Consider the following 26,216-nt stretch of genomic DNA (forward strand, 5'->3'; position numbering starts at 1 on the left):
TGTGACGCTGCAAGGCCGTCAATCGGAGGCCCAAGGGTTACCTCAGCCGCAAAAGTGCCACGTTAATGCCTCAAGTACGCCGTCAATCGAAGGCGATAAGGCAGCCGATCGGGGGTGATGAAGCGGCGAAGTTGCGTCCTGAGACGGTGAGTTGTCCACGGGGGTAATGGTTTTACGGGCGGTCCGATGAGCTGGCCGTCCTCGACGACACCGGCCCGCACGGGGCCGCGCACGGCACACACCGGTGCACACGCGGTCACCCGGGGCGTGCCGCGCCTTGCCCGTGGGGGCCATTTCATCCCCTCATCCGGCGTCCGCTCCGACCGTGCCGGGGTGGTCGATCACCGTCGCCGGACCGGCTCCTGGCACCAGCCATCGCCGTCCGGGTGGCGGGTGGCCGGCGCGCTGGCGCGCCTGCCCGATCCCGCCGGCGGGGTACGCCCGAGACCACACCTGTGTCGGCCCCACGAGGCCAGCCGACGCCGTAGGCGGCGGTGCAGCCGAGTGGCATACCCGGCGCCGTAGGCGTCCGGGGATGCCAGGGGTCGCGGTGATCCGCCGTCGTGATCTGGCCCCTGGATCGGGTGATCCGGGGGCTGCGGGTGGGCCGAGACATCGGATTCCGGCCTCTCGGCGAGGGGCCGTCGAGAATTGTCGCTGGTATCCCGGCGCCCCGTGTCCGACCTGGGAAAACAGGCCGAAAATCGAAAAACACGGGGTGCGTCCATTTTGGGGGTGGACACGGGCGTTTTCCCAGGTCGACTCTTCGACTTAGGGGGCCCTAAGCAATCTGACCTGGGGTTTTACGTTCGCGAGTCGAGTTGTGTTGAGGGGGTAGTGATTTTGGCCGTCACGGAGCGCTGGGTAGGCGCTCTGGGATGGCCCGTGGGGCACCGGTCCGGACGACGCGAGCGAGCGAGTGTTGGCCGGAGGGGTGTCTCTGGTCGGCGGCGAAGCCGCTGACCTGGTCTTTTTGTTTTGCCCGCTTGCCTCCGGCAGGACGACAGGGACACCCGAGCGCAGCGAGCAGGGAGGGAGGGCGAAGCCCGACCGACCGGGTGTCCAATGGCGCCTTGGACACCCGGTGCCGAGGCTTGATACCCATAGGGGGTAGGGGTATCATCGGTGGGGCCAGGGGTCCCCGCCGATGATGGCCCCCCGGGTATCGACCTCGGTGCGGGTGTCCCGTCCGTGTCACGGCGGCGTGGGCGGGCCGGCGAGCGCAGCGAGCATGGCCGGGGCCCCACGGCGACGGGGCGCGGGTCCCGCCGCAGGCGGGGATCTTCTGTTCGATCGGCCGACGAAGGAGGGCGAGTCGTGAGCGCAGCGAACGCATCCGGCGCGAAGCGCACGGGTCGCGCCTCGATGGACATCGATGGCCATCGGAGCGAATCGGGTTCCGCTGAAGGCCATTCGAAGTCGCGCCGGAACCTCACGATGGAGGCGCAGCGCAAGACCGCGGGTGATGCGGCCGTGAGGTTTTACGCAGCCCAGAATCCGGCCGTGAATATCGCGCAGACGTACTTGAACGTTGACATGGTCAACGACGGCGAGGGCGGCTTCCGGACGACGAGGTCGGTCGACGAGGTTGTCGCCTACGGCGACGCTCGCGAGGAGCGCGTGCGCAAGGGCATCAAGACCGGCGAGCGGTTCGCGGTCACGCGGATTCATCATTTGCCGTGGAGCTACGTCGAGGAGGACGGCACGCAGTATCAGCCGCGTCACCGCGACGGCACCCCCCGAGTCGACGCCGCCGGCGATCCCGTCCTCCTGCCGCGCTATCGGGTGATTCCCGGCATGGAAGAAGCGGCGATGCGGTACTTCGAGGACTGCTTGGAGTTCGATGCTTCGACTCTGCCCGACGGGCAGAAGGGCATCCATGGTTACTCGATTCAGTTTGACGAGCATCGCCCGCACATGCAGACGCTTGAGGACGCGCATTACGAGGCTCCGACGAAGAAGGATGCCGAGAAGATGGAAAGCGGCTACAGCCGGGCGTTCGGGTCGCACCGCAGCGACCGCCTGGTGCCGGCCGCGACCGACGAGGGCAAGGCGATCTTTAACGCGGACGGCACGCCGAAGATGGTCCGAGAGGGCAACAAACGGAAGTTCTCTCGCTATCACAGAGAGCTCAAAGCGTTTCTGGTCGAGCGCGGGCACCAAGTCGAGTTGGAGCGCGACGAGCTGCGCCACGACCGCAAGCTCGAACATGAGGACTTCAAGGACTGGGCAAACGAGGGCTTGATCCTTGAGGCCGAGCGGGCCGCGCTCGACGAGACGGATGTTTCCTTGACTGTCGCGGCGGCGGAGCTCGATCAACACCAGACCGTTCTCGATGGTGTCGCCGTGCGGGCTGTGGCGGTCGCGGCGCGGACCACGACAGAGGCCGAGCTCCTGGCCGACCAGATCCAGCGCGAGGCCGAGGCCGATGCCGCGAAGGTTCGCGAGCGGGCTGAGGCCGAGGAGGCCGCGCAGATGGGGCGCGGTTACCGGCGCGGAATGAGCAAGGGTCGGTCGGAGGGTCGGTCGGAGGGCCGGCGCGAGGCCGCGGAGATCGTCGACGCCGCGCAGCAGGAGGCCACCCACGCCCGTGAGACGGCCGCTGCCGACATCCAGGTGCAGCGCCAGCGGATCGAGGAGGAGCGGGCCGACCGCGAGGCCGTGCTGAGCGAGCAAGCCAACGCCCTGGCGGCCGAACGTGCCCAGATGGCGGTTGACCGAGCTGTGGTCGACACGCGGGTCACGGAAGTGGTCGTCGCGATGGAGCACGCCCGCGATGTCGTCGATGGCGGCGGGCGACCTGTCGAGGAGATCCAGGCGATGTATGCGAAACATCCCTTGGGCCAGAAGGAGGGCGTCGAGTACATCACCGACCGCGCCCGGAGTTTGGCCGACCGCGCCGACCGCGTCGTGGAAAAGGTGCGTGAGGCCGAGGAGGCTCGACAGCGGTACGACGAAGCGATCGCCGACATTGCGGCCAACAAGGATCAGTTCTCCCATCTTCGGGAGCAGGCTCTCGAAGAGACAACCCTCCCGACGAAATCCGGTAAGCGACGGTCGCTGGCCGACATCGCTGATGAGCGGGCGCGGGCGAAATTCCTCGAAAAGTACGGCGTGGTGCCGACCGACAAGGCACTGGCGACCACGCGAGGTCAGGCGCAGGCGCGCCGAGCGGAACTGGACCAGAAGTTCAAGGCTTCACTGCCCACGGCCACGCAGACGGACCGGCAGGGCCAACGACGCGGGCAGTCCCGATGAGAGTCGAGAGGAGGTGAACTATGAGTTTGATCAACGCTGGGTTGCCGGACCCGAACGCCCGGTACGAGGCCCTGTTCAACCAGATCGACGGGTTGCGTGACGACGCCCTGGATCTGGAACGGCGCGCAGTGGCCAGCCGGCAACCCGATCCGAGAACGGCCGGCACCTATCCGCAGATGCTGATCGAAGCGGAGGCCGACGAGCTGGAACGGAAAGCGTTACGGCTGCGGCGACGGGCCGCGGAGTTGGAATCTGAGATCCGATGAACAACAACACGAAGGGACAGAACGATGAGTAACGAAGAGGATGCGCAGCGGCACCTCGATCAGCGCCGTGTGCGCCGTGTCGAGGCCGCGATCGCGGCCGGTGACGAGCAGGCGATCCAGAGATCAGGCGGTGCGGGCACCGCCGAAGCGAAAGAAGCCAGGCGCCGGGTCACCGTGCGCCGGATGGCCAAGGAAGGTAGGGAGAAGCGCGCCGAGCAGATCAAGGCCGATGCCGAGCGACGCCGCCAGGAGAAGACCGGCCAGCAGGGCACCCCCGCCCAGACCGGCCACCGGCCGGCCACGGGTGCGGGCCGGCGCGAGGGGAAGACCGCGCAGGCCGACCGGGTGCGGTCGGCCACGATGGAACGTCGCGTTCAGGAAGTGAAGGACATGAACCGTCGTGCGGCACAGTCCGACCGCGAGCGCGCCGAGCGCAAGCAGAAGGCGGGGCAGGGACAGAGAATGTGAGAACCCGCGTCGTCCGGTCGAGAACAAGACACCCCCCGCAGGGCGAACCTGCGGGGGGTGTCTGTTGTTGGCCTGCCCTACTCGGTGGCCCACTTGACCACGCGGTCGCGCAGTCCCGGCCTGCCCTGCGGTTGGGCCGGCCGGGCGGCGGGGGCCGGTGCCGCGGTGGGCCGTGCGTCGAGCAGGTTCGTTTGCGCGATGTCGGGCAGGCGGACCAACTGGCCCATTTGGCCGAGGATGAGCAGCCTGCCGTATCCGGCTGGCGGCACCAGGTCGGCCTTGGTGATGGCCGCGGCTGCGCCGTGGGCGTGCGACACGTTGCCCGCGGCATCGACACTGGCGGTGAGTCTCTCGCTGCTGGGCGTCATCCAGATGGCCTGGTCGAGAATCTCGGGTTCGGGAGCGCCGGGCAGGATCAGCGTCGCGGGGAACAGATCCCGCAAGATCTGCAGCCCATCGCGGCCCCACCGGGGCGAGAACTGTGATGTCGCCTGGACGGCCACTACGATGCGCACCCCTTCTCCGCGCAGAGTGCCCACCCAGTTGGCCAGCTTGGGCAGGGGGCACGTCGAGGGCAGCTCGTCGATCACGGCGAGCAAGTGCGGCAACTTGTTTCGCCGCCAGTGCTCGACGATGGCGGTCATGGCTGCGGTGGCTGCCGGTGCGGCGTCGCCGCTGTCGGGGCTGATGATGTACAGGGTGGCCCCGGGGTCTTCGAGCATCGACGGATGGAACGGCACGGTGTCGCCGGCGGGCCGGGCCACTTCATCGCGTGACCATGTGCTCAACGCGTTGTAGATGTTCAACCGGATCGAATCTCTCTGGCCGGGGTCCATGTCCATCGCGTTCATCAGCATTTGTCCGTGCCGAGAACCGGTGACATGGCAGCGGGCCGCCGCGGTAACCCATGAGGGCGCGGAGTAGTCGACGTTCCCGTCTTCGGCGGGCTTGCCCATGACGTCGCCGGCGGTCAGCGCCCAGTTGATCCCGCCGCCGGGCACCACCTGCTCGGTCTCGGGATCTTTGTACGACGCGCTGGCCCGTAGGATCGCTGCTAATGGTCTGCGGGCCAGTGTTTTCCAGACCTTGTCGTTGCCGCCGCCGCTCGATCCGTCCCCGGTGCCGAGGTCGCCGACATCGAGCAAGAGGTTCGCGACGTCGAGCGCGGTGTCGTCGGAGATGATGCCGAGGGTCGGGTCGCTGGAGACGCGGATCGTCTTGACGCCGATGGTCGAGTCGTCGGGCACCTTGCCGGACAAGTCCATCAGGTACACCGTGCCGTGGCGGGCCCGGATCGCCGCCGTCAGTTCGGCGACGTCACTCTTGCAGGAGACGGCCACCACCGGGCGCCGGTTCCACCGCAGGATGGCGGGGCAAATTGTGGTTCTCGATTTTCCTGAGCCGGTCCTTCCGCTGATCAGAAGGTGTTTTTGGTCGTGATCGAACGGCTTTTCATTTACCAGACCGGCATACGGGGAGTCGATCACACGGCGAATGGTCTTCTGGGACATCACTTCTTCCCCCATCGGTTGGCCACGGCCTCACGGGCGCCGGCGCTGAGCCGGGCGGCCGCCTCGTCTTTCGCGGTGGCGACAGCATCGGCGATTTCCGCCGGTGTCATCGTGTTCATCGCATGGCTCAAAAGCGCTCGGGCATACAGTCCCGGCGTTATTTCTTGAGTAATGGAATCTGTTTTGAGCTGATTCAACTCCTCGCTGGTCAGGGGCACCAATTGGCGGGCATCGAGTTTGTTCATTCGGTATCGGTCCTTACATATCCGCAGGTCAGGTGTACTTTCCGTGTTGACCACAATACCCCTTGGGGGTACCGTGGTGGCAACTACGGAAGATACCCACCGGGGGTATAGAAGGGAGAAACCATGGCGCGGGAGAAGAAAGGCCGTTTGATCAGCGCCCGCACGTTCGGAATGGTGATCGTCGCGTTGATCTTCGTCGTTATCGGCGTATTCATCGGGATGGAAATCGGCGAGACGAAGGCCGGGGATCAACGACATCAGATCGAATCGTGCCTACCGATTGCCAGTGCAGCACAGCTCGATTACTGCCTCTCGGACGGCGGCAAGTAACGATGGCATCCCGATGGGAGCGCGAGCGGTCGGCGTGGGTGACGGCGCACTCGCGGCCGGGCACGAGTGCCCGTCGTCGCGCCGAGCTACTGGCCCGCGCAGATCGCCGTGGCCAGCGGGACGAACATGGCCTGACCGCCGCTGTCGCCCAAGACGAAGTCACCGCGACGTTGCTGCGTCGAGTCATGTTGGGCGAGGGGCGGTCGCCGATCAAGGCGGTGACTTACATGGGTGCCTGCATCATCGGCGGGATCGTCGGCGGCGTCGGTGCAGTCGTGGGCTACGGCGGCTACAGGGCCCTGTGGCAGGTGTCGCCGAAGATCGGCCGGCTGTGGGCCTGGCCATGGGCCGTGGCGGCAGGGACCGGCGCGGTGGCCGCCTGGACGCTGGATCTCCCGCTCGGCGTGAGCCTCCGGTTCACCCGGCACTTCCCGACCGATCTGGTCCAGATCGGTCCGTGGGGTGCTTGGGCGACATGGCAGGTGGTGATCGCGCTGGCCACGGTGGCAGTGATGATCCGGGCATGGGGTTGGGCCGGGGTGCCGCGGAACGCGGCGATCCGAGACCCGCGCCGCAAAGACGGCTCATTCAAAGCGACACCGGACTCTCGGAAGGTCGCTCTCGACCCGGAGAGCCACGTGACGATCTGGACCCGAATCAAGACCTGGATGACAGAGGAGACGAAATGAAGATCGCAGTGCCGTTCGAGGGGGTCGACGAGCAGAGGGTCCGTCAGGCCGCTGCTACCTACCGAGCACCGGCCTCAGTGATCATCCGTGCGCTGGTCAATCACGCGCTGACGAACCCAGACCCAGTCATCGATCAGGTGCTCGCCGACGCGGCCGAAGCCGAGCGCGCACGGCGCCGGGCGGCGGGCCGGCTGGGAATGCACTCCCGATGGGGTGTGCCGACAGAACAACCAGAGGACGCGAAATGACTTGTACGAGAGAGATTTACACCCGCTTGCACGGTGAGCCCGAACTACCGACGACCACGCCGGTCGAGCAGGTCGAACCGACCTCGCTCGGCGGCGCCCTGCTCGGCCTGGTGATCGCGCTGGCCGCGCTGGCCGGCATTGCCCTGATCATCCTCGGCATCCTCTGGGGCGGGGCCTGGCGAGTGGCCGGCGCGGCGGCGACGGTCGCCGGCATCGCGGCCATCGTGGTGCCGGCGGTTTCAAAGAGCAAGCGAGACAACGGAAGTGAGGAATTGAAGTGAGTGACGAACGAATCAATATCCATGTCCAGAGTGGCACGGGCGAAATCCTGCGTATCGTCGCGACGCTGCTCCTGTTCGGCGGTGCGGGTGCGATCGCGTGGTCGGTGGCCCAAGGCCCCAACGCGGAGATGGCCGCGAGCGGCTTGTCGATGATGATCGTGATGATGATCCGGTTGTCGTATGGCGGCGGTCGCATCGCGATGCCGACGCGGGCCGGTACCGGCGGCGATGACGATTTTGCCGTGACGAAGGGCGTGGTCAGCCAGATCGCGGGTGAGTATCGTTCCGCGATTGCGAAAGCGAATATGCCTGTCCTGGTTCTGGTGTCGGCCCTGTATGCCATCGCATTCTTGCTGCTCCGGGCCGCGGTCGCCGCCGCGCTGGGTATTTTCAGCAACCTGTTCATCGCCGGCGGCGCGGCCGCGATGGTCGGCGCTCTGGTGGTGTTCCCGAGCCTGCTTCCGAGCATCCTCGCAGGGCTCAAGCGCAAGGGCGTCGTGGTTGATCCGACGACGGCCCCAGCCACGCAGGTGACACCGGCACCCGCACCGGTCCCGATGCAGCCGGCACCGGCACCGCGGCCGGTGGCCGCGCCCGTGGTCGCCCCCAAGAAGGTCGTGCGTCGGGTGGTCGTGAAGAAGGAGAGCACCGATGTTTGACAACCACGATCAGATCGAGTATGTCGATGAGTTCGGCAACGTGATCGATCCGAGTGGGCTCGGAGACGACGTAGAGATCGTTGAGGAGTACGTCGACGACGAGTTCGACGATGCGGTCGAGACCGACGAGATCGGTTTCAATGCCGCGGACGAGGTGCCCGCCGCCGAGCCGATGGACGCCGAGCCGGTGCGGGAGCGGGCACCGGCACCGGCGCCGGTCGAGGACGATGTGGATCTCGACGATGTCGTGGTCGACGACGCACCGCCGACACCGACCCCGTCGATGGCCGACGCGACCGCGTTCGCCGAGCCGGTCGAGATCGGTGACGTTGCTCCGCACGCTGAGGCCGGCGCGCCGATGCTCAATCGCCGGGCCAAGATCATGCTCGCCGGCGGCGCCGTGGCCGCCGTCGCGGTCATCGTCGGTGGAGTCGCGTTTGCCCTGCACGGCGTGGGCGGTCAGAACACGATCGACGATGTGAAGGCCGCTGGTCAGAGCCAGTACGCCGCTGCGAGTTCGTCGGTCGTGGCCAAGTCATCCGAAGTCCGTGGCGAGGCTGCCGACACCGCGATCGATACCTGCGTGGGCAGTCTGGCAGCCGCGATGGCCACCGGGTCACGGGACCCGAAACTCAAGCTCGACGTGATCTCGGCGGTCCCGCTGCCGTCCGGATTCATCAGCGCGACGGCCCCCAACGCCGACGGGGCCAGCGGCAAGGTATCCCTTCTGCAACTCACCAAAACGTCGTGGGGCGTCTACGTCACGGTGCCGTTGACCCGCGCCGAGCGGAAGGCCGAGATCGAACGCCCCGGTTTCCACAAGGCCGACATCGTCGTTGACGGCGACGCGATCGCCGTGACCGGCGACAGGGTCTGGGCCGGTGGCGACACCGGCGGCGCGGGGTCGTGCGAGCCGGGAGAGCCCGGCGTGTATGCAGCGTCCGGCAAGGTGCCGGCCGATGCGATGGGCCTGGTCGATGGGCAAGCCAGCGTGACGGCGATCCAGGGCGTGGCCGGTGAACCGTCCGAAGCGGTTGCAGTCATGGGTAATTCGGCGGTGCTGGTCCATCTCGTCGAGGCAGAGCCGGAGGGAGGTGATGCGTCGGCGTCGAGTAGCGCGGTCCCGAGCAAGTAAGTAGGTCGTCGTCATCCATCCGGTCCGGACGCACACCAGATCAAACACACACGAAAGAAGGCAATCCCATGAACAAGAACGCAATTCGTACCGCCGCCGTCACCGCTCTCGCCGGGGCCGGTCTCGCCCTCGGTGCCGGTCTGGCCAGTGCCGACACCGGCGCTGCCGTCCTGCCGGTGGCCGATGGCGCGTACACGCTGAGCGTGTACAGCCCGCTGCCGGGACCGGGCTTGTTCCCCGCCGCCATCGGGTCGGTGCCGGCCACCGTGGCCGACGGTCGTCTCGTGGTGGCCGGGGTCCCGGTGCAAGGCGCTCAGCTGGAGGGTTACGACGTCGACGGCGACGGTCGGTCCGATGGCATCGCGGTGATGATCGGCGACAACAACGTGGGCTACTTGAAGTAGCCGAGAGAGAGCACAAGACCCCCGTCACCACTGGTGACGGGGGTCTTGTGCTGGGGCGCGGAGCGCGTTCGCCGAGATGGTAGAAGTGGATCGTTATGGCGAGTGAGCGGGCGAGATTCCGGGTTGGTGGCCGGGTACGCGTGATCGAGCTCGACGTGGACGGACGGGTCGTGGATGTCCTTGGGGATCAAGAACTGGTGATCGTTGACCTGCACGGCCAGCCCGATCGACTCGCGGTGGATCGTGGTGGGCTGGAGCACGTGGACCTAAAGTAGCGGTGGTGAGATCAGGTGGCCAGATCCTCGATCGACTGCTCGACCGCGGGTTTCATCAAGCTCTTGCGGACGTTCTTCTGCGCAGGGCAGCTCGTGATGTCTGGGCACACCAGAAGGTTTATGACACGCAGGGTGTCACCGATTGAAGTCGGGCCGAACGCGATCGCGGCGGCCTTGTCCGCGAGCTGGCCGGCGACTTCTCCGATGGCGGCGGCCGCGAACGACGCCATACCCGCTGCCTGCAAGCCTGCGCGCACGTCCTTACGGAGGGCGTCGGTGTAGGTACCGGGCGACAGCGCCTCGGTGGTGCTGTCAAGCATCCTGCACAGCCAGTGGCTGCCTGCCTTTCGTGACAACTTGCGGGCCAACGGGAGTCGGTTGAGGAGTTCGTCGGCGGCAAGGGAGTACGGCGTGTTCTTGTCGAACAGTGTCCCGACGATCACGGTGGACACGGTTTCGCTACCCGGCAGGGGCCATGCGTCAGGTGGATTCGCCCATACGAGCGCCCGCTCGCGAGAGGTCTGCGGTGGGCGTTGTGGTGAACGGACACTACGTGATGTCCGGGCGGGTGCATCCGGGCACTGGGACGTCTCGTGCCAGACGTGCTTTCCTGTTCGGCACGGGAATTTGCCTGCGGGTACTCGTCTGCTGGTCATACGCTATTTGTTGCCCTTGGCGCGGTTGTGCAACAGGCACAGCATCTCGCAGTTGGCCAGGTCGGAGGCTCCGCCGCGTGACCAGGCGGAAACATGGTCGGCCTCCATCTCGGCGAGCTTGTAGATGCGTTTCTGGTTCGCGTTGGCCACGCTCGCGCACACTGAGCAGTTGGATAGATCAGCGGCTTTGGCAGCGGCGGTCTGTTGGCCGTAAGCGGCTTTCTTGACACTCGGCTCGAACAGCCGGATGTCGAGAAGCTGCAGCTTCGGGTCCACGCCGGGTGCGAGCTCGGTCAGGACGTACTCGTAGATGCCGCGGTCGTTCTTCACGGCGCCATCGGCGCGCAACTCGTCGACGCGGGCATCGACGGCCGCGGTGTTGAAGTGCATGTGGTGGTAGGTCTCGTAGAGCCGGTTCCATTCCAGACCGCGCATTTCTTTGTCAGGCGGGCGGGCGAAGACGTGGTCGATCCAGGCGATGACCTCGTTGAAATAGTTCTGCAGTTGAGTGGAGTCGGAATCGTGGCGGTGTGCGGCGAGGTAGCCGTCGACGTCGATGCCCTGGTGTCCGGCGATCCACGACAGCGCGGTGGCCAGGACGTCCTGACGCTTGGGGTCGCCCTTGACGTAGCTCAGCCACTTCTGCATGTTGGCGTTGTTCGAGTTCGAGTACACGGCCTTGGCCGCGGTCACGAACGGCCCGGAGTAGATGGCGTTGAGCATCTCCTGCCTGTTCAGCGGCACACCGACGATGTTGATCGTCTCGAACCACTTCTTGATCTCGGGCTCGGTGCCCTCGCACTCGTAGATGAGCAGAGTGTGTTCAAGGATTGTGTCCTGCAGAACCTTGGGTAGCGATCCGAACGTCTGTTCGCGCCCCTGCCACTGAATTGCGAACCGCCCGGTAACGAACCGGCCGAGGCTGGTGACGCGCTGTTGTCCATCGAGCACTTCGAGCTGGCCGCCATCGGCGACGTTGAAGTAGATGAGACCGAGCGGATAACCCTGCAGCACAGAGTGGATCACCGCGACGTCCTTTTTGCCGTCGCCGTAGATGTAATTGCGCTGGTACTCGGGCTGGATGGTGAGCTTGCCGTCAAGTCCGTAGAGGCCCTTGGCTTCCAACTCGTTGTACTGGAAGCCTTCGAGAACCGTTGCTACAGAATGCTGGTGGAGAGTCGTCTTCATCAGGCGTCCGCCTTCTTGCGAACGAAGAGCCTTCGATACACACCTCTCACCGGGTAACCAACATCGAAGTGCGTGCCCGGGCCGAACGAGTCAGTTCTGATCACGCAACCGAGGGTGCCGGTATTGGACTTCTTCCGCTCACCGTCTACGACACGCTCCTTCTTGCCGTACGACTTGGTGGTCGGGTAAGTGCTCGTCCCACTGAGACCTAGCAGTTCGAACTGCTCGGGGTTGTACTTGTCGAGATAGCTGATCGGTACCCCCATAACGCCGTCGTAGTCATTGGGTATCGCGTCGGTGTAGGGCACTTCGATCGCGTCATAGTTGTCATACTTCTGATACTCGTGGCCACGAACGTCGTTGTGCCGGCTGAATTTGACGTTGTCAGCCATCGTCATGAGTTGCAGAGGCTCGTGTCGCCGCCCGTGCTCAATGTTGGTGAACCAGCAGGAATTTCCCAGTCGGGTGTAGTCGTACTTGTCGTCGGAGGGGTACCCCAGCTTCTCGGCTTTTGCTCGGTCCGATTCCTTAACCTCGACACCTTTGGGCACACCAAACACCATGTCATTGTTGTTGCCGGTGGCGCCCTTCCAGAGCAGGTTGTCTTTTATCAGTGCGAACACGTCAGGGTAGGTGACCGCATTGCCCGATCCGATCACTGAGAAGCGCACCCCTCCTCCCACCAACCAGGGGATGAACTCGCGAAACAATGAGAATGGCGGGTTGGTGATGACGATGTCAGCTTCATCGCGCAGTGCGGTGACCTCGGCCGAGCGGAAGTCGCCGTCGCCGTTTAGGTACTCCCACTGCAGGTCGTCGATGTTGACGATCCCGTCGCCGTTGACGTCGCGATCGAGCACGAACAACTTGCCGTTGGCGTGTGTCTTGACCTCATCGAACTGTGGTGCCTCGGTCTCGAAGAGTGTGGGTTGGTACGCAGGCAGGTCCGGATTGCTGTCAGGTGCGTACGACGTGGCGATGAGTTTCTTCAGGCCGTAGTCGTGGAAGTGCAGGGCGAAGAACTTGGCGAAGTTGCTCCACTCCGGGTCGTCGCACGGCAACAGGACGACCTTGTCGCGGAACACCGCCTCGTCGTAGTCGAGGTACGCGTTCATCTCGCGTTCGATGTCGGCCCACTGTGTGTAGAACTCATCGTTCTTGGTGGACCTCGCCGCACTGAGATTGCTGTTCTTAGCGGTCGCGGTTGTCATGGATTAACCGTAATCGACGGGACCGACACGACGACGCTGCACATCGGCGGTGTCGTCCGGCCGGAGGAAAGAAGATCCCCGCACCCGGTGAGGGCGCGGGGATCTCGGGGCGTGCTCACCCGGCCTCGGTCGCGGTGATGTGGTCCAGGTCGTCGAGGCGGTCGAGGACGTCGCCGGTCGAGATGGGGTCGCCGGCCGCGGTGGCGAACTCGACGGCGGCGAGGTCGGCACCGGCCAGCACAATGCGATTGCTTGGGTCCAGCGGATCGTCGAACTCGATGCCGACCAGGACAGGCATGACGTCATCGCGCAGGGCCGCGAGCGTGCGGTGGGCATCGTCCCGGTGGGAGAGATCGACCGGATTGGCCAGGCAAGCACGAGTGTCGGGGCGGGCGCCCACGAGAAGGGTCAGCTCGCCGGCGTCGATGGCGATGGGTGCGGTGGTGTCGGTCATGGTGGCCTCCGGTACGTGGGGATCAGGATTTCGTAGCTGTCTCCGGGCCCCGGTTGAGGGGCCTCTGCGTCTGGGTTTCACGGGGTGAACGTGCGTCTGCTGTTGCCGCGATTGCCACGAGGTTGTAACGAAACCTTTGGGTTCCGTTACTTGGTGAAAACGGTCGCGTTTTCCCACGTCGATATGTAACGAAACTATGTAACATTAAGGTATGTCCAAGAGCGTCGGCTACGCCCGCGTGAGCACCAAGAAGCAGACGACCGAGCAGCAGATTGCCGCGTTGGAGAAATCGGGGTGCGCGCCGATCTTCGCCGAGAAGATGTCGGGCAGGCGCAACGACCGGCCGGAGCTGACCAAGGCATTGGCCGAGCTGGAGGCAGGCGACGTGCTGACGGTGTGGAAGATCGACCGGCTGGGCCGCGACGCCTTGCAGATGCTCTCGACGATCAAGGAACTCAAGGAGCGGGGCATCGTGGTGCGCTCGCTGACCGAGGGGCTGGACTCGGGCACCGATACCGGACAGATGGTGATCGGGATCTTGAGCTTGGTCGCGGAGTACGAGGTGTCGCTCAAGGCCGAGCGCGCCGAGGCCAAGCGGGCGCTGATCCGCAAGCGGGGCGGGAATCTGGGCGGTGCGCCCAAGAAGTTCGACGCTGAGCAGACCGCGGCGATCCGGCGGGCACATGCCAATGGCGAGACGGTGGCGGGGCTGGCCAGAGTGCACGGAGTGTCGAGGCCGACCATCTATCGGATGCTGGAGGGGCAGAAGTAACGGCACTGGCGTCGCCCGTCCGCTATTGCGGTGCATCCAGGTGAGTCAGCGGAAGTCGTAGTTTTCGTCCATACCGCTGGACAGCCAGATCTCCTCTGCATCCCAGGGGCTGAGGGCCTCGCCTAGGGGGTATCCTCGCCTTCCTCGTGATCCTCACCGACCATGCAACGGCAGTCTTCTGCATAGGAGCTTCCGTTGAGCTCGAAGTGTTTTAGTGCTTGGGCCCGGTGGGCATGCGGTGATGGTAGTCAGTGATGCCCGGAGTCGGGAACACTCCAAGAATGGCGGGCACTCAGGGTAGCGCGCTCTTACGCTGATTCGATGATCGACGAGAGCTTTCCCTATTCGCTTGCGAGCATTCGCGAGTTCGCCGACATCGCAACGGGCGTAGGTCAAGAGGTTGCATACTTCGGGTTGGTCGCAGCCAACTTCAGCTCGCTCTATCGCGAGCCCGGAGTCGAGTCGATGGACGCGATCGACGCCGAGATCGGCAGCAAAGATGACGTTGAGGGTCCACTGCTCACGGCTCATCGGCTGGCGAAGTTCTACGTGATCTCCGCTGGTGACGCGTTGCTGTCTTGTTGCGACCTGGTTCGGAAGGATCATCCGATGCATATCGGATCCGCTGCGCTGGCGCGAACCGCGGCCGAGCATGCGTCAAAGGCCATGTATCTCGCCGATCCGGAAATCGGCTGGAAGGCGCGTGTTCTTCGGATGCGCAACCTGTTCGAGTCGAGTCACAGGGAGTACAAGTCATCGAATGATGCCGGAGCGACGCAGTTGATCGAAAACTGGAAGAAGTGGCATGCCAGGACGAGACCGACGTTTCGTGAAGTCCAGAAGCAGCCTTCAAGCAAGAGCAACCGAGACCTGATAGAGATGCACTTTCCGCATGCTTTGGCGTATGAGGAGCTGAGCCGGCCCACGCACGGAAATGCGACGTGGCTGACACTCGCGGTGATCCAAGAGCAGAAGGGCACGAACTACACGTGGTGCGCGACACTGCGAAACTTCTGCTTCGCGATGGATGTGTGCATCGCGGCGAGCAGTCAGCTTTGTGCGCTCTGGGGACTGAATCGCGATACGGTGCTCGACCGCCTCGGTGAGGAGCACTCCATGCCGGCGACAACGTGGGAAGGTCTCAACGAGGCGTGTGAGTGGGTGCGCTGGGGCATCGACCACTTGTCCGCCAACGTAACTGTGGATTTCTCGGAGGACCCGCAACCTCAGCGATGATCCCTGCGGTGCGGTGTCACGTTCATCGGTGCTCGGTGAGGTTTGCCATCGTACGGGTCTTATGAGACGGCGCGACCTGGGCGGCCCGCCAGCGGCCGGCGGCTCCCTGAGTGTCTCGGTGGGCGACCGGCTTGCGGACGCCGATCAGACGACAGATCCCCGGTGCCGTGGTGGCGCCGGGGATCTCTTGTGGTGGTCAGTTCAGCGGCGGGGGGTCAGCGAGGTCGTGCCAACCACCGCGCCGTCGATCGTCAGCAACAACTCTTGCCCGACATATCGATTTCCTTTGCGGGAGAAGGTGTATCGATTTCCGCCGTAATCCATCCACGCGCCGGATCGGGTCGAGTGAAGACGAGCATGTTTCGACGCACCGATGATCGTGCCGGGCAGGTCGACGGTGAGGACGTTGCCGCGGATCGTCACCGGGTAGGCGCCGCGTGCGCCGGTGAGTGTCTTGGTCGTGGTCCAGATGTACCTGCCGCTGTCGACCGCGGCGGAGGCTTCACCGGCACCGGTGGCCACGGAGATGCCCAGGGTGCCGGCCAGCGCCGAGACGGTGATCGCGGCACCGGCGACGGTGCGCTTGAGAGTGAGTCGAGTGGTCATGGAGTGATCCTTTCGGTCCAGGTCTGTTGCAAGGGTGGTCAGTTGGAGCACGCGGAGGCGTTGGGGGCGCCGTACAGCGTGGCCTTGTACACAGCGCTGCCTTCGCCCTTCATCACGACCCAGACGGTCGTGTTCTCGAAGGCGTCCGGGAGGATCTGGTCGGCGTAGGCTTGGCCGTTCTCGGTTCCGGTGGCACCGGCGGGAATGGTCACCCCGTTTGCCCCAGCCATGCGGAAGTAACCGCTGGACGTCTCCCGTGCCAGATCGAATCCGGCCGGCGGACGGTTGGTGATGGTGTAGACGTTCGTTCCGAGGATCGCGCCCTCTGGGCTGATCGTGGTCACGTGGGCCGAGGTGGTCTGCAGGTTGTCGACGTCGGGACCCTGAAAAACGGCGATCGATTTGTCCTGGTACTGGGTGAGTCCACGGAAGCCGAGCTGAAAGTCCGGTCCGAGCCGCGAGTAGCTACCGTCAGAGATGCGGTCGGTGAAGGGGTACTGCCCGGGGAGGTCGATCTTTTTTTGGAGCACGACGACGCGGGACGGCGTCGTTGATCGTGACGCCCTCCACTGGGCCAGGTGAAGCCTTGTGTTGTTGTCTGGCTGGCACTCGGAGTTTCCCGACGCGGACCCGGTGGACTGGTTGGCAGAGCCGTTCGACGCGGTGGGCGTCGAGTCGTTCCCACCGCTACATGCGACTGCGGTGATGCCGACGACCAGGATCACGGCCAGGGCCGCAGTCACCGCGCTGAGAATGCGGACTTGCCGACCGGCAAACGCGCCGGCCAGGCCGGACCGGGCTGGGGCCGGGGCCGGTCGCCCGGCGATCGCTGCAAGGGCACTTTCGTCGAGGGTCGGCGCGTTTGGATCGGCGAGCGCGGCGTCGTAGCGGGCGCGGCGGGCCGGGTCGCCCAGGATGGCCCGTGCCGTGTCGATCCGGCTGCGCGACAGCTGATCTCGCGGATCGGTGGCGTTGATCTGTGCGGTGAGTTGGGCTGCCAGAGCTTCAGGCGGCTGACGCCTGTCGAGTTGATAGATCGCGTACAGGTCGATGTGTGGCATGGTGCGTCCCCTCAGTTGGAGGAGGACATGCAGGGGCTGCTCAGTCGAGCGTCTGGGCTGCGGCGTCGTCGGCCTCGGCGGCGGCCAGCAGGGCGCTCGGGCGGGTGCCGAGTGCTCGGGCCAGATCCCACAGCCGATCGCTGGAAACGCTCGCCTCGCCCTTTTCGAGTCGGACAATCGCCGACCTGGACAGTCCGCTCGCTTGTGCCAGCTGGCTCTGGTTCAGGCCGGCCTTCTCGCGGGCGGCGATGATCGCCTTGGCCAGTGCCTCCCTACGCACGGCGCGCTCCCTCCGCTGATGCGGGGTGAGGCGATCGTCGGGCACTGGCACCCGACCATCGTCCCACGTGCCGTCCCTTGTGCTCCTGCATGTCTCCCTTGGTGCTGTCTCGTGGTGGATGATGTGTCGCTAGCGACACACTGAGTATGGAATATCCATGACGGCATGAGGCGGCTGGGGTGACAGATGTCGGTCAGCCGGACGACACGGATGCGATGAATCAATTACCTCCTGCGAGAAGTCTGAACTGTGTGTGACGTGCGCAAACGGGTCCGTTGCGTGGTTGCAGACTGTTTCTAACAGGGATATGTGACAGCGAAAAGAGCTGCGCGAGAAGCGGATTCGAGGTGCTCGGCAGATGCGGCACCTCGTGTAGTTATGATCCGCCGCATACCCTATCACATGCGACCAAGATGTGTGTCACACATCACAACTGTGATCAGTTGGTCGAATGAGATGACCCCGGCACCACGTGGATGCCGGGGTCGTGGTCGAGAGCGCGCAGGTCAGTGCGCCGGTTGTCTAGAGGGATCGAAAGACGAAGACGCCACCGTGACCGTCGGGCGCCACGCTGTGGTCCATCTCCAAGTCCCTGATCCAGCTGTCCCAGCCGAAGTACCTGACGGCGACGTGGTCCTCGTCGAGGCCGTCGAACAGGTCGATGTCGTCGGCGAGGTTGAACGCGTAGTCCCTGAATGACTCCCACTCGCCGCAGTACGCCTCTTCGAAGTCGGAGACCACGGGGTAATCGCTGTCACCCTGGGCGGTGTACGAGCCGCTGCGCACCCAGGCGGCCAGCGCGGGCCGCTGGTGCTCGTCGACCTCGTCGAGGCACTCGGCCCACTCTGTGGCCTCGTGGGGTGACATCTCGCGGTTGACTGGCCAGTCGCCGTCCAGGTCGAGAATCCACAGTTCCTCATGCGAGGTGTCGCGGCCACCGTGGATCTCGCGGGGCGTGACGTCGCGGGCCATCGTGGCGTCGTACCAGTCGCCACGCAGCGTACCGGCGTTATAGCAGGCGAGACACGCTATGTAGCAACGCAATTCGCTGGTCGTGGTAGTCATGGCAGCTCTCCGATCAGTGATTCGACACGGGCAGCAGCGTGGCCAGGGTCGGTGGTGTTGTGGTCGAGGGCGTCCTCCAGCGTCCAAATCGCCTGCACGAGAGGATGATCGCCAGTCAGGCCAGTGGCGCGGTCCCAGGCGCGGGCGATGAGGGTCTCGGCCGCAGCGGTGGTCATTCCCACGGCAAGCTCTCGATTAATGCGTCGGCGGAGATCGCCTCGCCGGTGATGAGCCTGTGCTGCTCGACGGCGGCCTCGATCTGGCCGGGGTTGAGTAGGTAATAGGTGCACCGCGAGCCGGCCACGGCGTCGGTGAGCAGGATGCGGGTGCCGTCCGGTACGTCGATGTCGATCATGGCCAACGCGTCGCGGGCAAGGGTCTGGGCCTGGCCGGGCGTGTAGGTGTAGTCGTCGTCCTCGGGCGTAAGCGCGTTGGTCTGGTTGTACTGCCGAGCAGCCTCCTCGCGGGTCATGCCGCGGGCGCCGGGGGTCAGATGGCCGGCGCGGATCTGTCGTTCGATCCACGGGTCAGTAAGCGTGCTGGTCATGTTGTCTCCCTCGAATGTGGGTGTTCAAGGGGAGAGTTGCCGGTGGCTGCGCCACCGGTGCACGTGCGCGCCTGCCATCGGCCGGCGCGCACTGGAGGGGTTGACACAGAGTTGACACATTCCGTGTCATCCCTGATCAAACCCGCAGAAACGTCACTTGACCATTACTCTTCGGAGAAACTCTGACCTGGTGAAATGCTCGATGCACTCGCCTTGAAAGCGAGCGTGGGTAAAACCACCGGGGGTTCAAATCCCTCCGCTTCCGCCAAGAGTTCGTCGTCGAATCGGCACGTTGTAGCAGAACGTTCGCCCCTGGCGTGACCTTCTGCTACATCTCGCCTCGTGGCGGGCTGCATCCCGCACGTCTGTGCCACAATCCGCGAGTGCACTCGATACGCAGGCGGGAACTGGCGCTGGCAATGGTGTTGGCGGCGATCGCCGGCTACCTCGATGCCGTCGGCTTCCTGCATCTCGGTGGCTTCTTCGTGTCCTTCATGAGCGGCAACACCACCAGGGCGGCCGCGAATGCCGCCTCCGGTGACTGGGTGCAGGCCGGGCGGGCCGCCGGGCTGATCGGGCTGTTCTTCTTCGGCGTCGTCGCCGGGTCGGTGCTGTCACGCTTCGCGCACGGCAGAGTGGTGGTGTTGTGGGCGACCACGGGGATCGTCGGTTGCTCCGCCCTCGCTCAATCGCTCGGTGTCGGAGTGCCTGCGATCCTGGTGATCTCGGTGGCGATGGGCGTGCTCAACGCCACGTTTCAGCGCGGAGGCGAGGTGTCGATCGGGTTGACCTACATGACCGGAACCCTGGTCAAGGCCGGGCAACGGCTGGTGGACGGCTTCTTCGGTGGGTCCCGCACCGCGTGGCTGCGTTACCTGGCGATGTGGATTGCGTTGTCCGCCGGAGCCATTGCCGGTGCATACGCGTACACTCGCATCCCCGACGCGGTGCTCTGGATCGCTGCGGGCGGACTCCTGCTGGCCACGTCGGTGACCACGATCGTGCGGCGACGCTCGGTACTCACCCCGACAGACGCCGAGTAGCTGACACCGACAAGTCCCGAATGCCGGCAGATCTCAGAACCCCGTCCCCGTGAGCCTTTCGGCCGCCTCCCAAAGCCGGCTGGCGAGCGTGAAATCGCAGGCCGTGGCGGAGCGGCCGAACAGCACCGGCCGGCCGCGCAGCGCGCCGATGCCGTCGACGCCGACGTAGCTTCCGGTCGCGATCGGCTGGGTGAGGCAGTAGATCGTGGTGGCGGCACCGGCGTCGAGGTCGTTGGCGAACAGTTCGGCACCGCCGCGGACGATGCGATGCGCCAGTCCGAGGTGCGGTTTGTTGGAGATGTTGGACGCCACCCAGCCGGGCGTGGTCAACATCGTCTCGATCGGCGAACCCGTTGTGCGCAAACGCCGGTCGAGCTCCAGACCCCACAACATCACCGCGAGCTTGGATCGGGCATAGGCGCGCGGTGGGCTCCACGACGCGCCGGAGTAGTTGAGATCGTCCGGGTCGATCCGCGCGGCCTTGTGCGCGTCGGACGCGACACACACGATGCGCCGACGGACCTGTGCGAGAAGGAGATTGGTGAAAGCGAACGGGCCGAGGAAATTGGTGCCGATGCCGAGTTCGAATCCGTCGACGGTCTGGGAGTGCGTGTGCGGGAACATGCCGGCGTTGTTGACGAGGAAGTCGATGGGCCCCTCGATGGATGCCGCGCAGTCGCGCACCGACGACAGATCCGCGAGGTCGAGCCGAACCACCGAACAGTCGCCGCCGAACTCGTCGGCACGGCGGCGCCCCAACTCGACGTCACGGGCGGGCAGGATCACCGAGGCACCCGCGCGGGCGAGTGCGCGCGCCGTGGCCAACCCCAATCCGTTGGTGGCGCCGGTGACCACCGCACGTGTCCCGTTCAGCGACGCGAGATCGAGGCCCGCGAACGGATCCCGCTTTCCCCGACGTCCCGCCATCACGCACTCACCTCGAGAGCGTCGTCGAGCCAGTCGAACATCCGCTCGGCGGTCACCGCCCGGCCCATCGGCTGGCAGTGCCAACTGGCGCCCTCGGCGGCGGTGAAATCGACGACGGTCGACGACGTTCCGGTCAGCATCGCAGCCAGCCGGGCCGATTGCCCGGGCCAGAACTGCTCGTGTTCGGGGGCGGTGATCAACATCGGGGTGGTGATCGCGGCGGCCGCATCGGCGTCTAGGCGGTAGCGCATGACCTCGCGCATCGTGTCGAAGTACTGCCCGTTGTGCCCATAAGGTCGTGCCCGCCATGCCCACATGCGTTGGGTTGCTTTCTGTCCGGTGAGCCCGAGGGCCATCTCCTGATTGAATCGCTTCGCCTTCGACGAATCGTCGAGCATGCCCACCAACGATTTCGGCAGGTGCGTCGTCCACGACGCCGACACATCGACCACCCCGGGATCGACCACGGCCGCCCGATAACGGTGCTCCACCGACAACGCCTGCGGCACCCAGAAACCGGCCTGCGAAATCCCGTACACCGCAAGGCGTTGCGCATCCACGCCCGGCTGCCCGATGACGGTGTCGGTGACCGGGGTCAGCACCGCCTCCCAATCGGGGCGGAACAGCACCGATTTTTCGAACAGCATCGACTGCTGCCCCGGGCCGTCGAACAGCACGACGTTGTACCCGCGGGTGAGGGCGGGCTGTCCGGCCGCGCACCACAGAGCCGAGATCGACCCGTCGCTCCCGTTCACCAGAACCAGTGTCGGGCGGGGCCGATCGTCGTCGGCGGGCCGCACCAACCAGCCGGGCATGGTGGTTTCGTCATAGGGGATGGAAAGGCGTTGTGCCGCAAAGGAGCCGGCGCCGACGAAGCCGTCCCACGCGGCGCGGTGTTCGGCGAACACCGTCATCCGTTGCGTCTCGGTACCCAGCCCGTCGAGGCCGTCGAAGGCGGTCGAGAGATAGTTCGCCGCACGCAGATACGCCGATGCGGCACTCACTCGATGCCCGTGGGCAAACGAGTCGCGCGCAGAGCCGGCCACCCGACGGCCCACCGACAGCCAGGCATCGGCCCACGCCTGCTCGTGCCCGGAGTCGAGGCCGTCGATGGTCGCGAGAACCTCCCCGGCGTCGGCGCCCCCGGATGTGCAGTAGCCGAGCAACAGTCGGACCGCGTAGTCGCGGCCTGAATCGGAATAGAAACCACGCGAGAATGCCTGATGGATCGGGTGGGTCAGCTGCATCTACCGCTCCTTCTCCGCCCCCGGATCACAGCTTACGTTCGGCGCCGGGGCGAAACGCCCTAAACTGGCGCCATGAGCACCGATGAGGTCGTCGAACAGATCCTGCGTACCTACGACACCATCACGGTGGTCGGGGCCAGTGCCAATCCGACCAAGGCCGCCAACGAGGTTCCGGAGTACATGAAGTCGAAGGGATGGCGGATCATCCCGGTCAATCCCACCGCCACCGAGATCGTCGGGGAGCAGGTGTACCCGACGCTGGCCGACGTGCCCGAACAAATCGGTCTCGTCGACGTCTTCCGCCCGTCCGCCGACACCCCGGAGATCGCCCGGCAGGCCGTGGCCGCCGGCGCCACCGCACTCTGGCTGCAGTTGGGTATCGCTTCACAGGAGGCCCGGGAGATCGCCGAGTCGGCCGGCCTGCTCTACGTCGAGGACCGTTGCCTCATCATCGAGCAGCGCCGCACCGGGATCACCGTGGGCGCCTGACGCTGCCGTGAGCGCCGTCGACACCTTCTGGCATTCGGGCCGGTTGCCGCTGTCGTTGCTGTTCCTCGCGTTCCTGCTGACCTTTGTCATCACCCGCACCATCACGCGGCTGATCCGCGCCGGCCGAGGGCCCTTCCACAACAATGTGCGCGGCGGCGTGCACATCCACCACGCCGTGCCGGGGCTGGTGTTGTTGTTGGTCGGTGCGGTGATGTCGGTGACCGTTGCCGGCCATCGTCCGGGCGCGCTGATCGCTGCGGTCCTCATCGGCGTCGGCGCGAGCCTGGTCCTCGACGAGTTCGCCTTGATCCTGCATCTCGGCGACGTCTACTGGAGCACCGAGGGCCAACTCTCGGTACAGGTGGTCTCGCTGACCACGGCCGTCCTCGGGCTGTTGGCGTTGGGCGTCAATCCCTTCGACGACACCACCGCCGCGGAGAACACACAGCTGCACGGGAATTGGGGCGTGCTGGTGGTGCTGCCGATCCACATCGCCTGTGTCCTGGTGTGCGTCGAGAAGGGCAAGTACTCGACCGCCGCGGTCGGCGCGTTCATTCCGCCGGTCGGCTGGATCGGCGCGATCCGTCTGGCCCGGCCACACTCGCGGTGGGCCGGCCGTCGCTATTCACCGGCCAAGAAGGCACGGGCCGCCACGCGCGCCGACAGTTTCGACGACCGCTTCGGCAAGTGGGGACTGACCATCGAGGACTGGGTGGCGGGCAAACCGTCGAGCGGACCGCCCCCGGCCGTCGGGCCTACCATGTGAGGCATCAGTGGAGTCATCGTGTGGAGGGACATGGCGGAAGCGACAATCGGCGAACCGGAGGTGGTCGCCGTACCGGACCTCGGCGAGAACCCGTTGCTGCTGGAGCGACAGGTGTGTTTCGCCCTGGCCGTCGCCAACCGATCGGTGCTGCGGATCTATCGCCGTCTCCTTGAGCCCCTCGGCCTGACCCACCCGCAATATCTGGTGATGCTCGCGCTGTGGGAGTCCTCGCCCCGCGCGGTCAAGGACCTCGGCGCGGTGCTGCAACTCGATTCGGCGACGCTCTCGCCGCTGCTGAAGCGACTGGAGACCAACGGGCTGATCGAACGCCGCCGTCGTGGCGACGACGAACGCAATGTCGACATCGTCCTCACCGACACCGGGTGGGCGCTGCGCGAGCAGGCGCTGTCGATCCCGCCGGCGGTCGTCGACGCCCTCGGCGTGGACCTCGCCGACCTCGAGGACCTGCACCGGGTGCTCACTCGCGTCAACGCCGCTGCGGTCCGCGCCGCGCATGCGACGGAGCCGCTCGCATGACGTGGTCCCGCCTGCCGGTGCCGCAGCCGCGCAGGGTCGCGACGGGACTGGGCTAAGGTCGCACTATGTCGGCCATCGCGATCGTTGTCATCGGCGTCATCGTCTTCGTCGCACTGTTCATCCTGATCGGCGCGATCTGGTTCGCCTGGGATTCCGACAAGCGGGTCCGGGCGTTCGCGCGGTCGACCGATCTGATCCCGGGCAGGCCGAGCCGCGCCCCCGACAACTGGACGACGGCGACCTCGCCGGAGGCGTTGCTGCATCGGCGGGTTCGGTACGCGATCGCCGACGTGCACCAGAATCCGGCGATCCCGCACGACAAGGCGACTCTGGCCGACCGCGACCGGCTCGACGACGCCGTCTTCGCCCTCGACGATCAGCTGATCGCGGCGGCCGATCTCGACGGCGACGACAAGACCGACCGCCTGCAACAGCTCGAGGGTGTGGTCGAACAACTCGAGGAGCTGCCCCGCAAACTGTGGGAAGCGCCGTTCGAGAAACAACGCGAGGACATCGAAGCCGTCACCGCGGCACTGCTGCGTGTCTGACCGGTGGCACTGCTGCGCGTCTGACCGGCGGCGCCGGGTTCAGGCCTCGGCGAGATCGACCAGTGTGCGCACTGTCCGCAGGTTGCGGCCGGTCCCCGTCACCCCGAGTCCCCGGGCGATCTTCGGCACGCTCAGCGTGGTCCCGGCGACGCCTGCCGCGTAGTGGATGTGCAGGTCGCTGCCGATGACCGCGAGTTCGTCGGCGCCGAAGTCCTTGGCCACGAAGGCTTCTGCCTTGTCGGTATCGGGTTCACCGGTCAGGAAATAGATGTGGGCGAACTTCTCTTCGCTCGCCTCGAACGGGTAGGCCTCGAGTGCGTCGCGGAGTTGCGTCGCCGACCGGGCGATCACCTCACGGGAGAAGCCGTAGCGTTCCTCGATGGCGGTCTCGAGCGCACGTGCGAAGTCGTCGGCGGAGTCGGGTGGTGTGCAGATCAGATTGCCGGACGCGATATGGGTGGTCACGTCGGTGGCGCCGAGTTCGGTTGCCATGGAGCGCAATTCCGCCATCGGGAGTTTCGCGCCACCGACATTGATTGCGCGGATGAGAAAGACCAATCGTGCCATGCGATCAGTCTGGCACGGCGGCGGGTGCGGCCGGGGGCGGACCGACATACCGTGCCGCGGGCCGGATGATCTTGCGAGAGCGGGACTGCTCGAGGATGTTCGCACACCAACCCACGACCCGACTGACCGCGAAGGTCGGCGTGAACATCGACCGCGGCACGCCGCAGCACTCCATCACCACACCGGCATAGAACTCGACGTTGGCGTACCGCGGCTGATCGGGGTGGGCCTGCGCCAGGACCTCGGTGATGGCTGCCTCGGCGGCGATGGCTTGCTCGACGAGGGGCCCGCCGAGTTCACCGGCGATGTCGCGCAACATCATTGCGCGCGGATCAGCAGTGCGATAGACGGCGTGCCCGAATCCCATGATGCGCCGATGCTCCTCGACCTGACGGCGGGCCCACTCGGTGGGGTCGCCGAACGCGGCGATCTCGTCCAGCGCGTCGAGCGCGCGGTCGGGGGCACCGCCGTGCAGCGGCCCCGAGAACGAACCGATGGCCCCGCACACCGCCGCGACGACGTCGGCGCCGGTGGAGGCGATGACCCGGGCGGTGAACGTCGATGCGTTGAAACCGTGGTCGATCGTGGCGATCAGATAGTGCTCGATGGCCCGCACGTGCTCCTGCGTCGGCTGTCGACCGGAGATCAGGTAGAGCCAGTTGGCCGCCGCGGACAGGTCGCGGCGCGGCTGCAGCGGCTCCTCACCGGCGCGGATGCGGGCGAGCGCACCGAGGATCGTCGGGGTGAGGGCGGCCACCCGGATGGCGTCGGTGCGGCGCTGTTCGTCATCGCTGTCCCAGAGCGGCCGGACCCCGGTCGCGCTGCCTGCCGCCGACAGCACGGTGCGCAGCCCCGACAACGAGTCCCGCTCACCGCCGAGCAGCGCCGCCGCGGTGAGGATGCCCCCGACCTCCGGCGGCAGCACCGACATCCGGTGCACCACCTCGACGAAGTCGTCGAGTTCGGCGGCACTCGGCAGATGGCCGTACAGGAACAGGAACCACACCTCCTCGAATGAACGGGTGCGCGCCAACTCGATCGCCGAGTACTGGCGGTAGTGATAGAAGCCCTCGGCGCCACGCACGTCGCCGATCTCGGTATCGGCGACGACGAGGTCGTGTAGTCCCGGCGGGGCGATCAGTGGTTCGGTCATCACAACTCCTGACGCTGCTGGAGGCCGCTCCGTCGACGGCTCCGTGCTCTCAGGGTGGCGAGGTTGAGCGGTGTGGTCAATGTTGATTCAATCA

Annotated in this window: 34 protein-coding genes; 18 read left to right on the plus strand and 16 right to left on the minus strand. The window is 65.7% G+C overall.

The window, feature by feature from the left end; translation table 11 throughout:
• Positions 1 to 1,317 precede the first annotated feature (1,317 nt).
• The 3 genes from AC5ZH6_RS02295 to AC5ZH6_RS02305 are packed head-to-tail and all read left to right on the plus strand — an operon-like array spanning position 1,318 to position 3,992.
• Complete coding sequence (locus tag AC5ZH6_RS02295; RefSeq protein ID WP_496168340.1) at positions 1,318 to 3,258, plus strand: hypothetical protein; 1,941 nt, start codon at positions 1,318 to 1,320, stop codon at positions 3,256 to 3,258.
• 20 nt (positions 3,259 to 3,278) lie between these two features.
• Positions 3,279 to 3,524: a hypothetical protein gene (locus AC5ZH6_RS02300; protein WP_496168342.1), complete on the plus strand. Its 246-nt coding sequence runs from the start codon at positions 3,279 to 3,281 to the stop codon at positions 3,522 to 3,524.
• A 24-nt stretch (positions 3,525 to 3,548) separates the two neighbouring features.
• Positions 3,549 to 3,992 (plus strand): hypothetical protein, encoded by a 444-nt coding sequence (locus AC5ZH6_RS02305; protein WP_496168344.1) that lies wholly within the window; start codon positions 3,549 to 3,551, stop codon positions 3,990 to 3,992.
• A gap of 77 nt (positions 3,993 to 4,069) precedes the next feature.
• Here AC5ZH6_RS02305 and AC5ZH6_RS02310 read toward each other — a convergent pair whose 3' ends face one another.
• Positions 4,070 to 5,518 carry a type IV secretory system conjugative DNA transfer family protein gene (locus tag AC5ZH6_RS02310; RefSeq protein WP_496168345.1) on the minus strand — a complete coding sequence of 483 codons (1,449 nt, stop codon included), beginning with the start codon at positions 5,516 to 5,518 and terminating at the stop codon, positions 4,070 to 4,072.
• Positions 5,503 to 5,748, minus strand: a complete 246-nt coding sequence (locus AC5ZH6_RS02315; protein WP_496168346.1) for a hypothetical protein — start codon at positions 5,746 to 5,748, stop codon at positions 5,503 to 5,505. The genes AC5ZH6_RS02310 and AC5ZH6_RS02315 overlap by 16 nt, the downstream gene beginning before the upstream one ends.
• Before the next feature lie 123 nt (positions 5,749 to 5,871).
• On the opposite strand from AC5ZH6_RS02315, the gene AC5ZH6_RS02320 reads away from it, so the two are divergent.
• From AC5ZH6_RS02320 to AC5ZH6_RS02355, 8 genes are all read left to right on the plus strand, one after another.
• A complete protein-coding gene (locus AC5ZH6_RS02320; RefSeq protein ID WP_496168348.1) occupies positions 5,872 to 6,078 on the plus strand; it encodes a hypothetical protein in 207 nt (68 codons plus the stop codon).
• A 2-nt stretch (positions 6,079 to 6,080) separates the two neighbouring features.
• Positions 6,081 to 6,767, plus strand: coding sequence for a hypothetical protein (locus AC5ZH6_RS02325; protein ID WP_496168350.1), 687 nt, complete (start codon positions 6,081 to 6,083; stop codon positions 6,765 to 6,767).
• Positions 6,764 to 7,015, plus strand: a complete 252-nt coding sequence (locus AC5ZH6_RS02330; RefSeq protein ID WP_496168352.1) for a hypothetical protein — start codon at positions 6,764 to 6,766, stop codon at positions 7,013 to 7,015. Before AC5ZH6_RS02325 ends, AC5ZH6_RS02330 begins: the two co-directional genes overlap by 4 nt.
• A complete protein-coding gene (locus AC5ZH6_RS02335) occupies positions 7,012 to 7,296 on the plus strand; it encodes a DUF3040 domain-containing protein (protein WP_496168353.1) in 285 nt (94 codons plus the stop codon). Before AC5ZH6_RS02330 ends, AC5ZH6_RS02335 begins: the two co-directional genes overlap by 4 nt.
• Complete coding sequence (locus AC5ZH6_RS02340; protein ID WP_496168355.1) at positions 7,293 to 7,955, plus strand: hypothetical protein; 663 nt, start codon at positions 7,293 to 7,295, stop codon at positions 7,953 to 7,955. The genes AC5ZH6_RS02335 and AC5ZH6_RS02340 overlap by 4 nt, the downstream gene beginning before the upstream one ends.
• Positions 7,948 to 9,090 carry a hypothetical protein gene (locus AC5ZH6_RS02345; protein WP_496168357.1) on the plus strand — a complete coding sequence of 381 codons (1,143 nt, stop codon included), beginning with the start codon at positions 7,948 to 7,950 and terminating at the stop codon, positions 9,088 to 9,090. The genes AC5ZH6_RS02340 and AC5ZH6_RS02345 overlap by 8 nt, the downstream gene beginning before the upstream one ends.
• Before the next feature lie 68 nt (positions 9,091 to 9,158).
• Entirely contained in the window at positions 9,159 to 9,494 is a 336-nt protein-coding gene (locus AC5ZH6_RS02350; protein WP_496168358.1) for a hypothetical protein, read from the plus strand.
• 140 nt (positions 9,495 to 9,634) lie between these two features.
• Complete coding sequence (locus AC5ZH6_RS02355) at positions 9,635 to 9,769, plus strand: hypothetical protein (protein WP_496168360.1); 135 nt, start codon at positions 9,635 to 9,637, stop codon at positions 9,767 to 9,769.
• Positions 9,770 to 9,780: 11 nt separating this feature from the next.
• Here the strand turns inward: AC5ZH6_RS02355 and AC5ZH6_RS02360 are convergent, their stop codons facing one another.
• From AC5ZH6_RS02360 to AC5ZH6_RS02375, 4 genes are all read right to left on the minus strand, one after another.
• Entirely contained in the window at positions 9,781 to 10,221 is a 441-nt protein-coding gene (locus tag AC5ZH6_RS02360; protein ID WP_496168361.1) for a hypothetical protein, read from the minus strand.
• A gap of 207 nt (positions 10,222 to 10,428) precedes the next feature.
• Complete coding sequence (locus AC5ZH6_RS02365; RefSeq protein ID WP_496168363.1) at positions 10,429 to 11,613, minus strand: GmrSD restriction endonuclease domain-containing protein; 1,185 nt, start codon at positions 11,611 to 11,613, stop codon at positions 10,429 to 10,431.
• Positions 11,613 to 12,824, minus strand: coding sequence for an adenine-specific methyltransferase EcoRI family protein (locus tag AC5ZH6_RS02370; RefSeq protein WP_496168364.1), 1,212 nt, complete (start codon positions 12,822 to 12,824; stop codon positions 11,613 to 11,615). The genes AC5ZH6_RS02365 and AC5ZH6_RS02370 overlap by 1 nt, the downstream gene beginning before the upstream one ends.
• A 115-nt stretch (positions 12,825 to 12,939) precedes the next feature.
• Complete coding sequence (locus tag AC5ZH6_RS02375) at positions 12,940 to 13,278, minus strand: hypothetical protein (protein ID WP_496168365.1); 339 nt, start codon at positions 13,276 to 13,278, stop codon at positions 12,940 to 12,942.
• A gap of 211 nt (positions 13,279 to 13,489) precedes the next feature.
• Here AC5ZH6_RS02375 and AC5ZH6_RS02380 point away from each other — a divergent pair, with 211 nt between their 5' ends.
• Positions 13,490 to 14,050, plus strand: coding sequence for a recombinase family protein (locus tag AC5ZH6_RS02380; protein WP_496168367.1), 561 nt, complete (start codon positions 13,490 to 13,492; stop codon positions 14,048 to 14,050).
• Between the two features lie 321 nt (positions 14,051 to 14,371).
• Positions 14,372 to 15,286: a hypothetical protein gene (locus AC5ZH6_RS02385; protein ID WP_496168369.1), complete on the plus strand. Its 915-nt coding sequence runs from the start codon at positions 14,372 to 14,374 to the stop codon at positions 15,284 to 15,286.
• 201 nt (positions 15,287 to 15,487) lie between these two features.
• On the opposite strand, the gene AC5ZH6_RS02390 is transcribed toward AC5ZH6_RS02385, so the two are convergent.
• The 6 genes from AC5ZH6_RS02390 to AC5ZH6_RS02415 all read right to left on the minus strand — a co-directional run bounded on the left by AC5ZH6_RS02390 (position 15,488) and on the right by AC5ZH6_RS02415 (position 18,845).
• A complete protein-coding gene (locus tag AC5ZH6_RS02390; protein WP_496168370.1) occupies positions 15,488 to 15,892 on the minus strand; it encodes a hypothetical protein in 405 nt (134 codons plus the stop codon).
• Between the two features lie 38 nt (positions 15,893 to 15,930).
• The gene (locus tag AC5ZH6_RS02395) at positions 15,931 to 16,953 is read right to left on the minus strand and encodes a J domain-containing protein (RefSeq protein ID WP_496168371.1); all 1,023 of its coding nucleotides are present in this window, start codon (positions 16,951 to 16,953) and stop codon (positions 15,931 to 15,933) included.
• A gap of 40 nt (positions 16,954 to 16,993) precedes the next feature.
• A complete protein-coding gene (locus tag AC5ZH6_RS02400; protein WP_496168372.1) occupies positions 16,994 to 17,233 on the minus strand; it encodes a helix-turn-helix domain-containing protein in 240 nt (79 codons plus the stop codon).
• A 522-nt stretch (positions 17,234 to 17,755) separates the two neighbouring features.
• A complete protein-coding gene (locus AC5ZH6_RS02405) occupies positions 17,756 to 18,298 on the minus strand; it encodes an antirestriction protein ArdA (RefSeq protein ID WP_496168374.1) in 543 nt (180 codons plus the stop codon).
• On the minus strand, positions 18,295 to 18,474 hold the full coding sequence (locus AC5ZH6_RS02410) for a hypothetical protein (protein ID WP_496168376.1): 180 nt from the start codon (positions 18,472 to 18,474) through the stop codon (positions 18,295 to 18,297). The genes AC5ZH6_RS02405 and AC5ZH6_RS02410 overlap by 4 nt, the downstream gene beginning before the upstream one ends.
• Entirely contained in the window at positions 18,471 to 18,845 is a 375-nt protein-coding gene (locus tag AC5ZH6_RS02415) for a hypothetical protein (protein ID WP_496168377.1), read from the minus strand. Before AC5ZH6_RS02415 ends, AC5ZH6_RS02410 begins: the two co-directional genes overlap by 4 nt.
• A 407-nt stretch (positions 18,846 to 19,252) precedes the next feature.
• On the opposite strand from AC5ZH6_RS02415, the gene AC5ZH6_RS02420 reads away from it, so the two are divergent.
• Positions 19,253 to 19,888, plus strand: coding sequence for a YoaK family protein (locus AC5ZH6_RS02420; protein WP_276114525.1), 636 nt, complete (start codon positions 19,253 to 19,255; stop codon positions 19,886 to 19,888).
• Between the two features lie 33 nt (positions 19,889 to 19,921).
• Here the strand turns inward: AC5ZH6_RS02420 and AC5ZH6_RS02425 are convergent, their stop codons facing one another.
• Complete coding sequence (locus AC5ZH6_RS02425) at positions 19,922 to 20,815, minus strand: SDR family NAD(P)-dependent oxidoreductase (RefSeq protein ID WP_288337354.1); 894 nt, start codon at positions 20,813 to 20,815, stop codon at positions 19,922 to 19,924.
• Positions 20,815 to 22,062 carry an alpha/beta hydrolase family protein gene (locus AC5ZH6_RS02430; protein WP_288337355.1) on the minus strand — a complete coding sequence of 416 codons (1,248 nt, stop codon included), beginning with the start codon at positions 22,060 to 22,062 and terminating at the stop codon, positions 20,815 to 20,817. The genes AC5ZH6_RS02425 and AC5ZH6_RS02430 overlap by 1 nt, the downstream gene beginning before the upstream one ends.
• A 72-nt stretch (positions 22,063 to 22,134) precedes the next feature.
• On the opposite strand from AC5ZH6_RS02430, the gene AC5ZH6_RS02435 reads away from it, so the two are divergent.
• The 4 genes from AC5ZH6_RS02435 (at position 22,135) to AC5ZH6_RS02450 (ending at position 24,402) form a co-directional block, all read left to right on the plus strand.
• Positions 22,135 to 22,551, plus strand: coding sequence for a CoA-binding protein (locus AC5ZH6_RS02435; RefSeq protein ID WP_094601673.1), 417 nt, complete (start codon positions 22,135 to 22,137; stop codon positions 22,549 to 22,551).
• Between the two features lie 7 nt (positions 22,552 to 22,558).
• Entirely contained in the window at positions 22,559 to 23,317 is a 759-nt protein-coding gene (locus tag AC5ZH6_RS02440; protein WP_094601674.1) for a hypothetical protein, read from the plus strand.
• A gap of 30 nt (positions 23,318 to 23,347) precedes the next feature.
• Entirely contained in the window at positions 23,348 to 23,854 is a 507-nt protein-coding gene (locus AC5ZH6_RS02445) for a MarR family winged helix-turn-helix transcriptional regulator (protein WP_094601675.1), read from the plus strand.
• Positions 23,855 to 23,919: 65 nt separating this feature from the next.
• Positions 23,920 to 24,402, plus strand: a complete 483-nt coding sequence (locus AC5ZH6_RS02450; protein ID WP_014358538.1) for a hypothetical protein — start codon at positions 23,920 to 23,922, stop codon at positions 24,400 to 24,402.
• A gap of 39 nt (positions 24,403 to 24,441) precedes the next feature.
• On the opposite strand, the gene AC5ZH6_RS02455 is transcribed toward AC5ZH6_RS02450, so the two are convergent.
• Both AC5ZH6_RS02455 and AC5ZH6_RS02460 read right to left on the minus strand, forming a co-directional pair.
• A complete protein-coding gene (locus AC5ZH6_RS02455; protein WP_094601676.1) occupies positions 24,442 to 24,969 on the minus strand; it encodes a DUF1697 domain-containing protein in 528 nt (175 codons plus the stop codon).
• A 4-nt stretch (positions 24,970 to 24,973) separates the two neighbouring features.
• Positions 24,974 to 26,122 carry a citrate/2-methylcitrate synthase gene (locus tag AC5ZH6_RS02460; protein ID WP_094601677.1) on the minus strand — a complete coding sequence of 383 codons (1,149 nt, stop codon included), beginning with the start codon at positions 26,120 to 26,122 and terminating at the stop codon, positions 24,974 to 24,976.
• Between the last annotated feature and the right edge of the window lie 94 nt (positions 26,123 to 26,216).

Source organism: Gordonia sp. YC-XJ4, assembly GCF_059511865.1.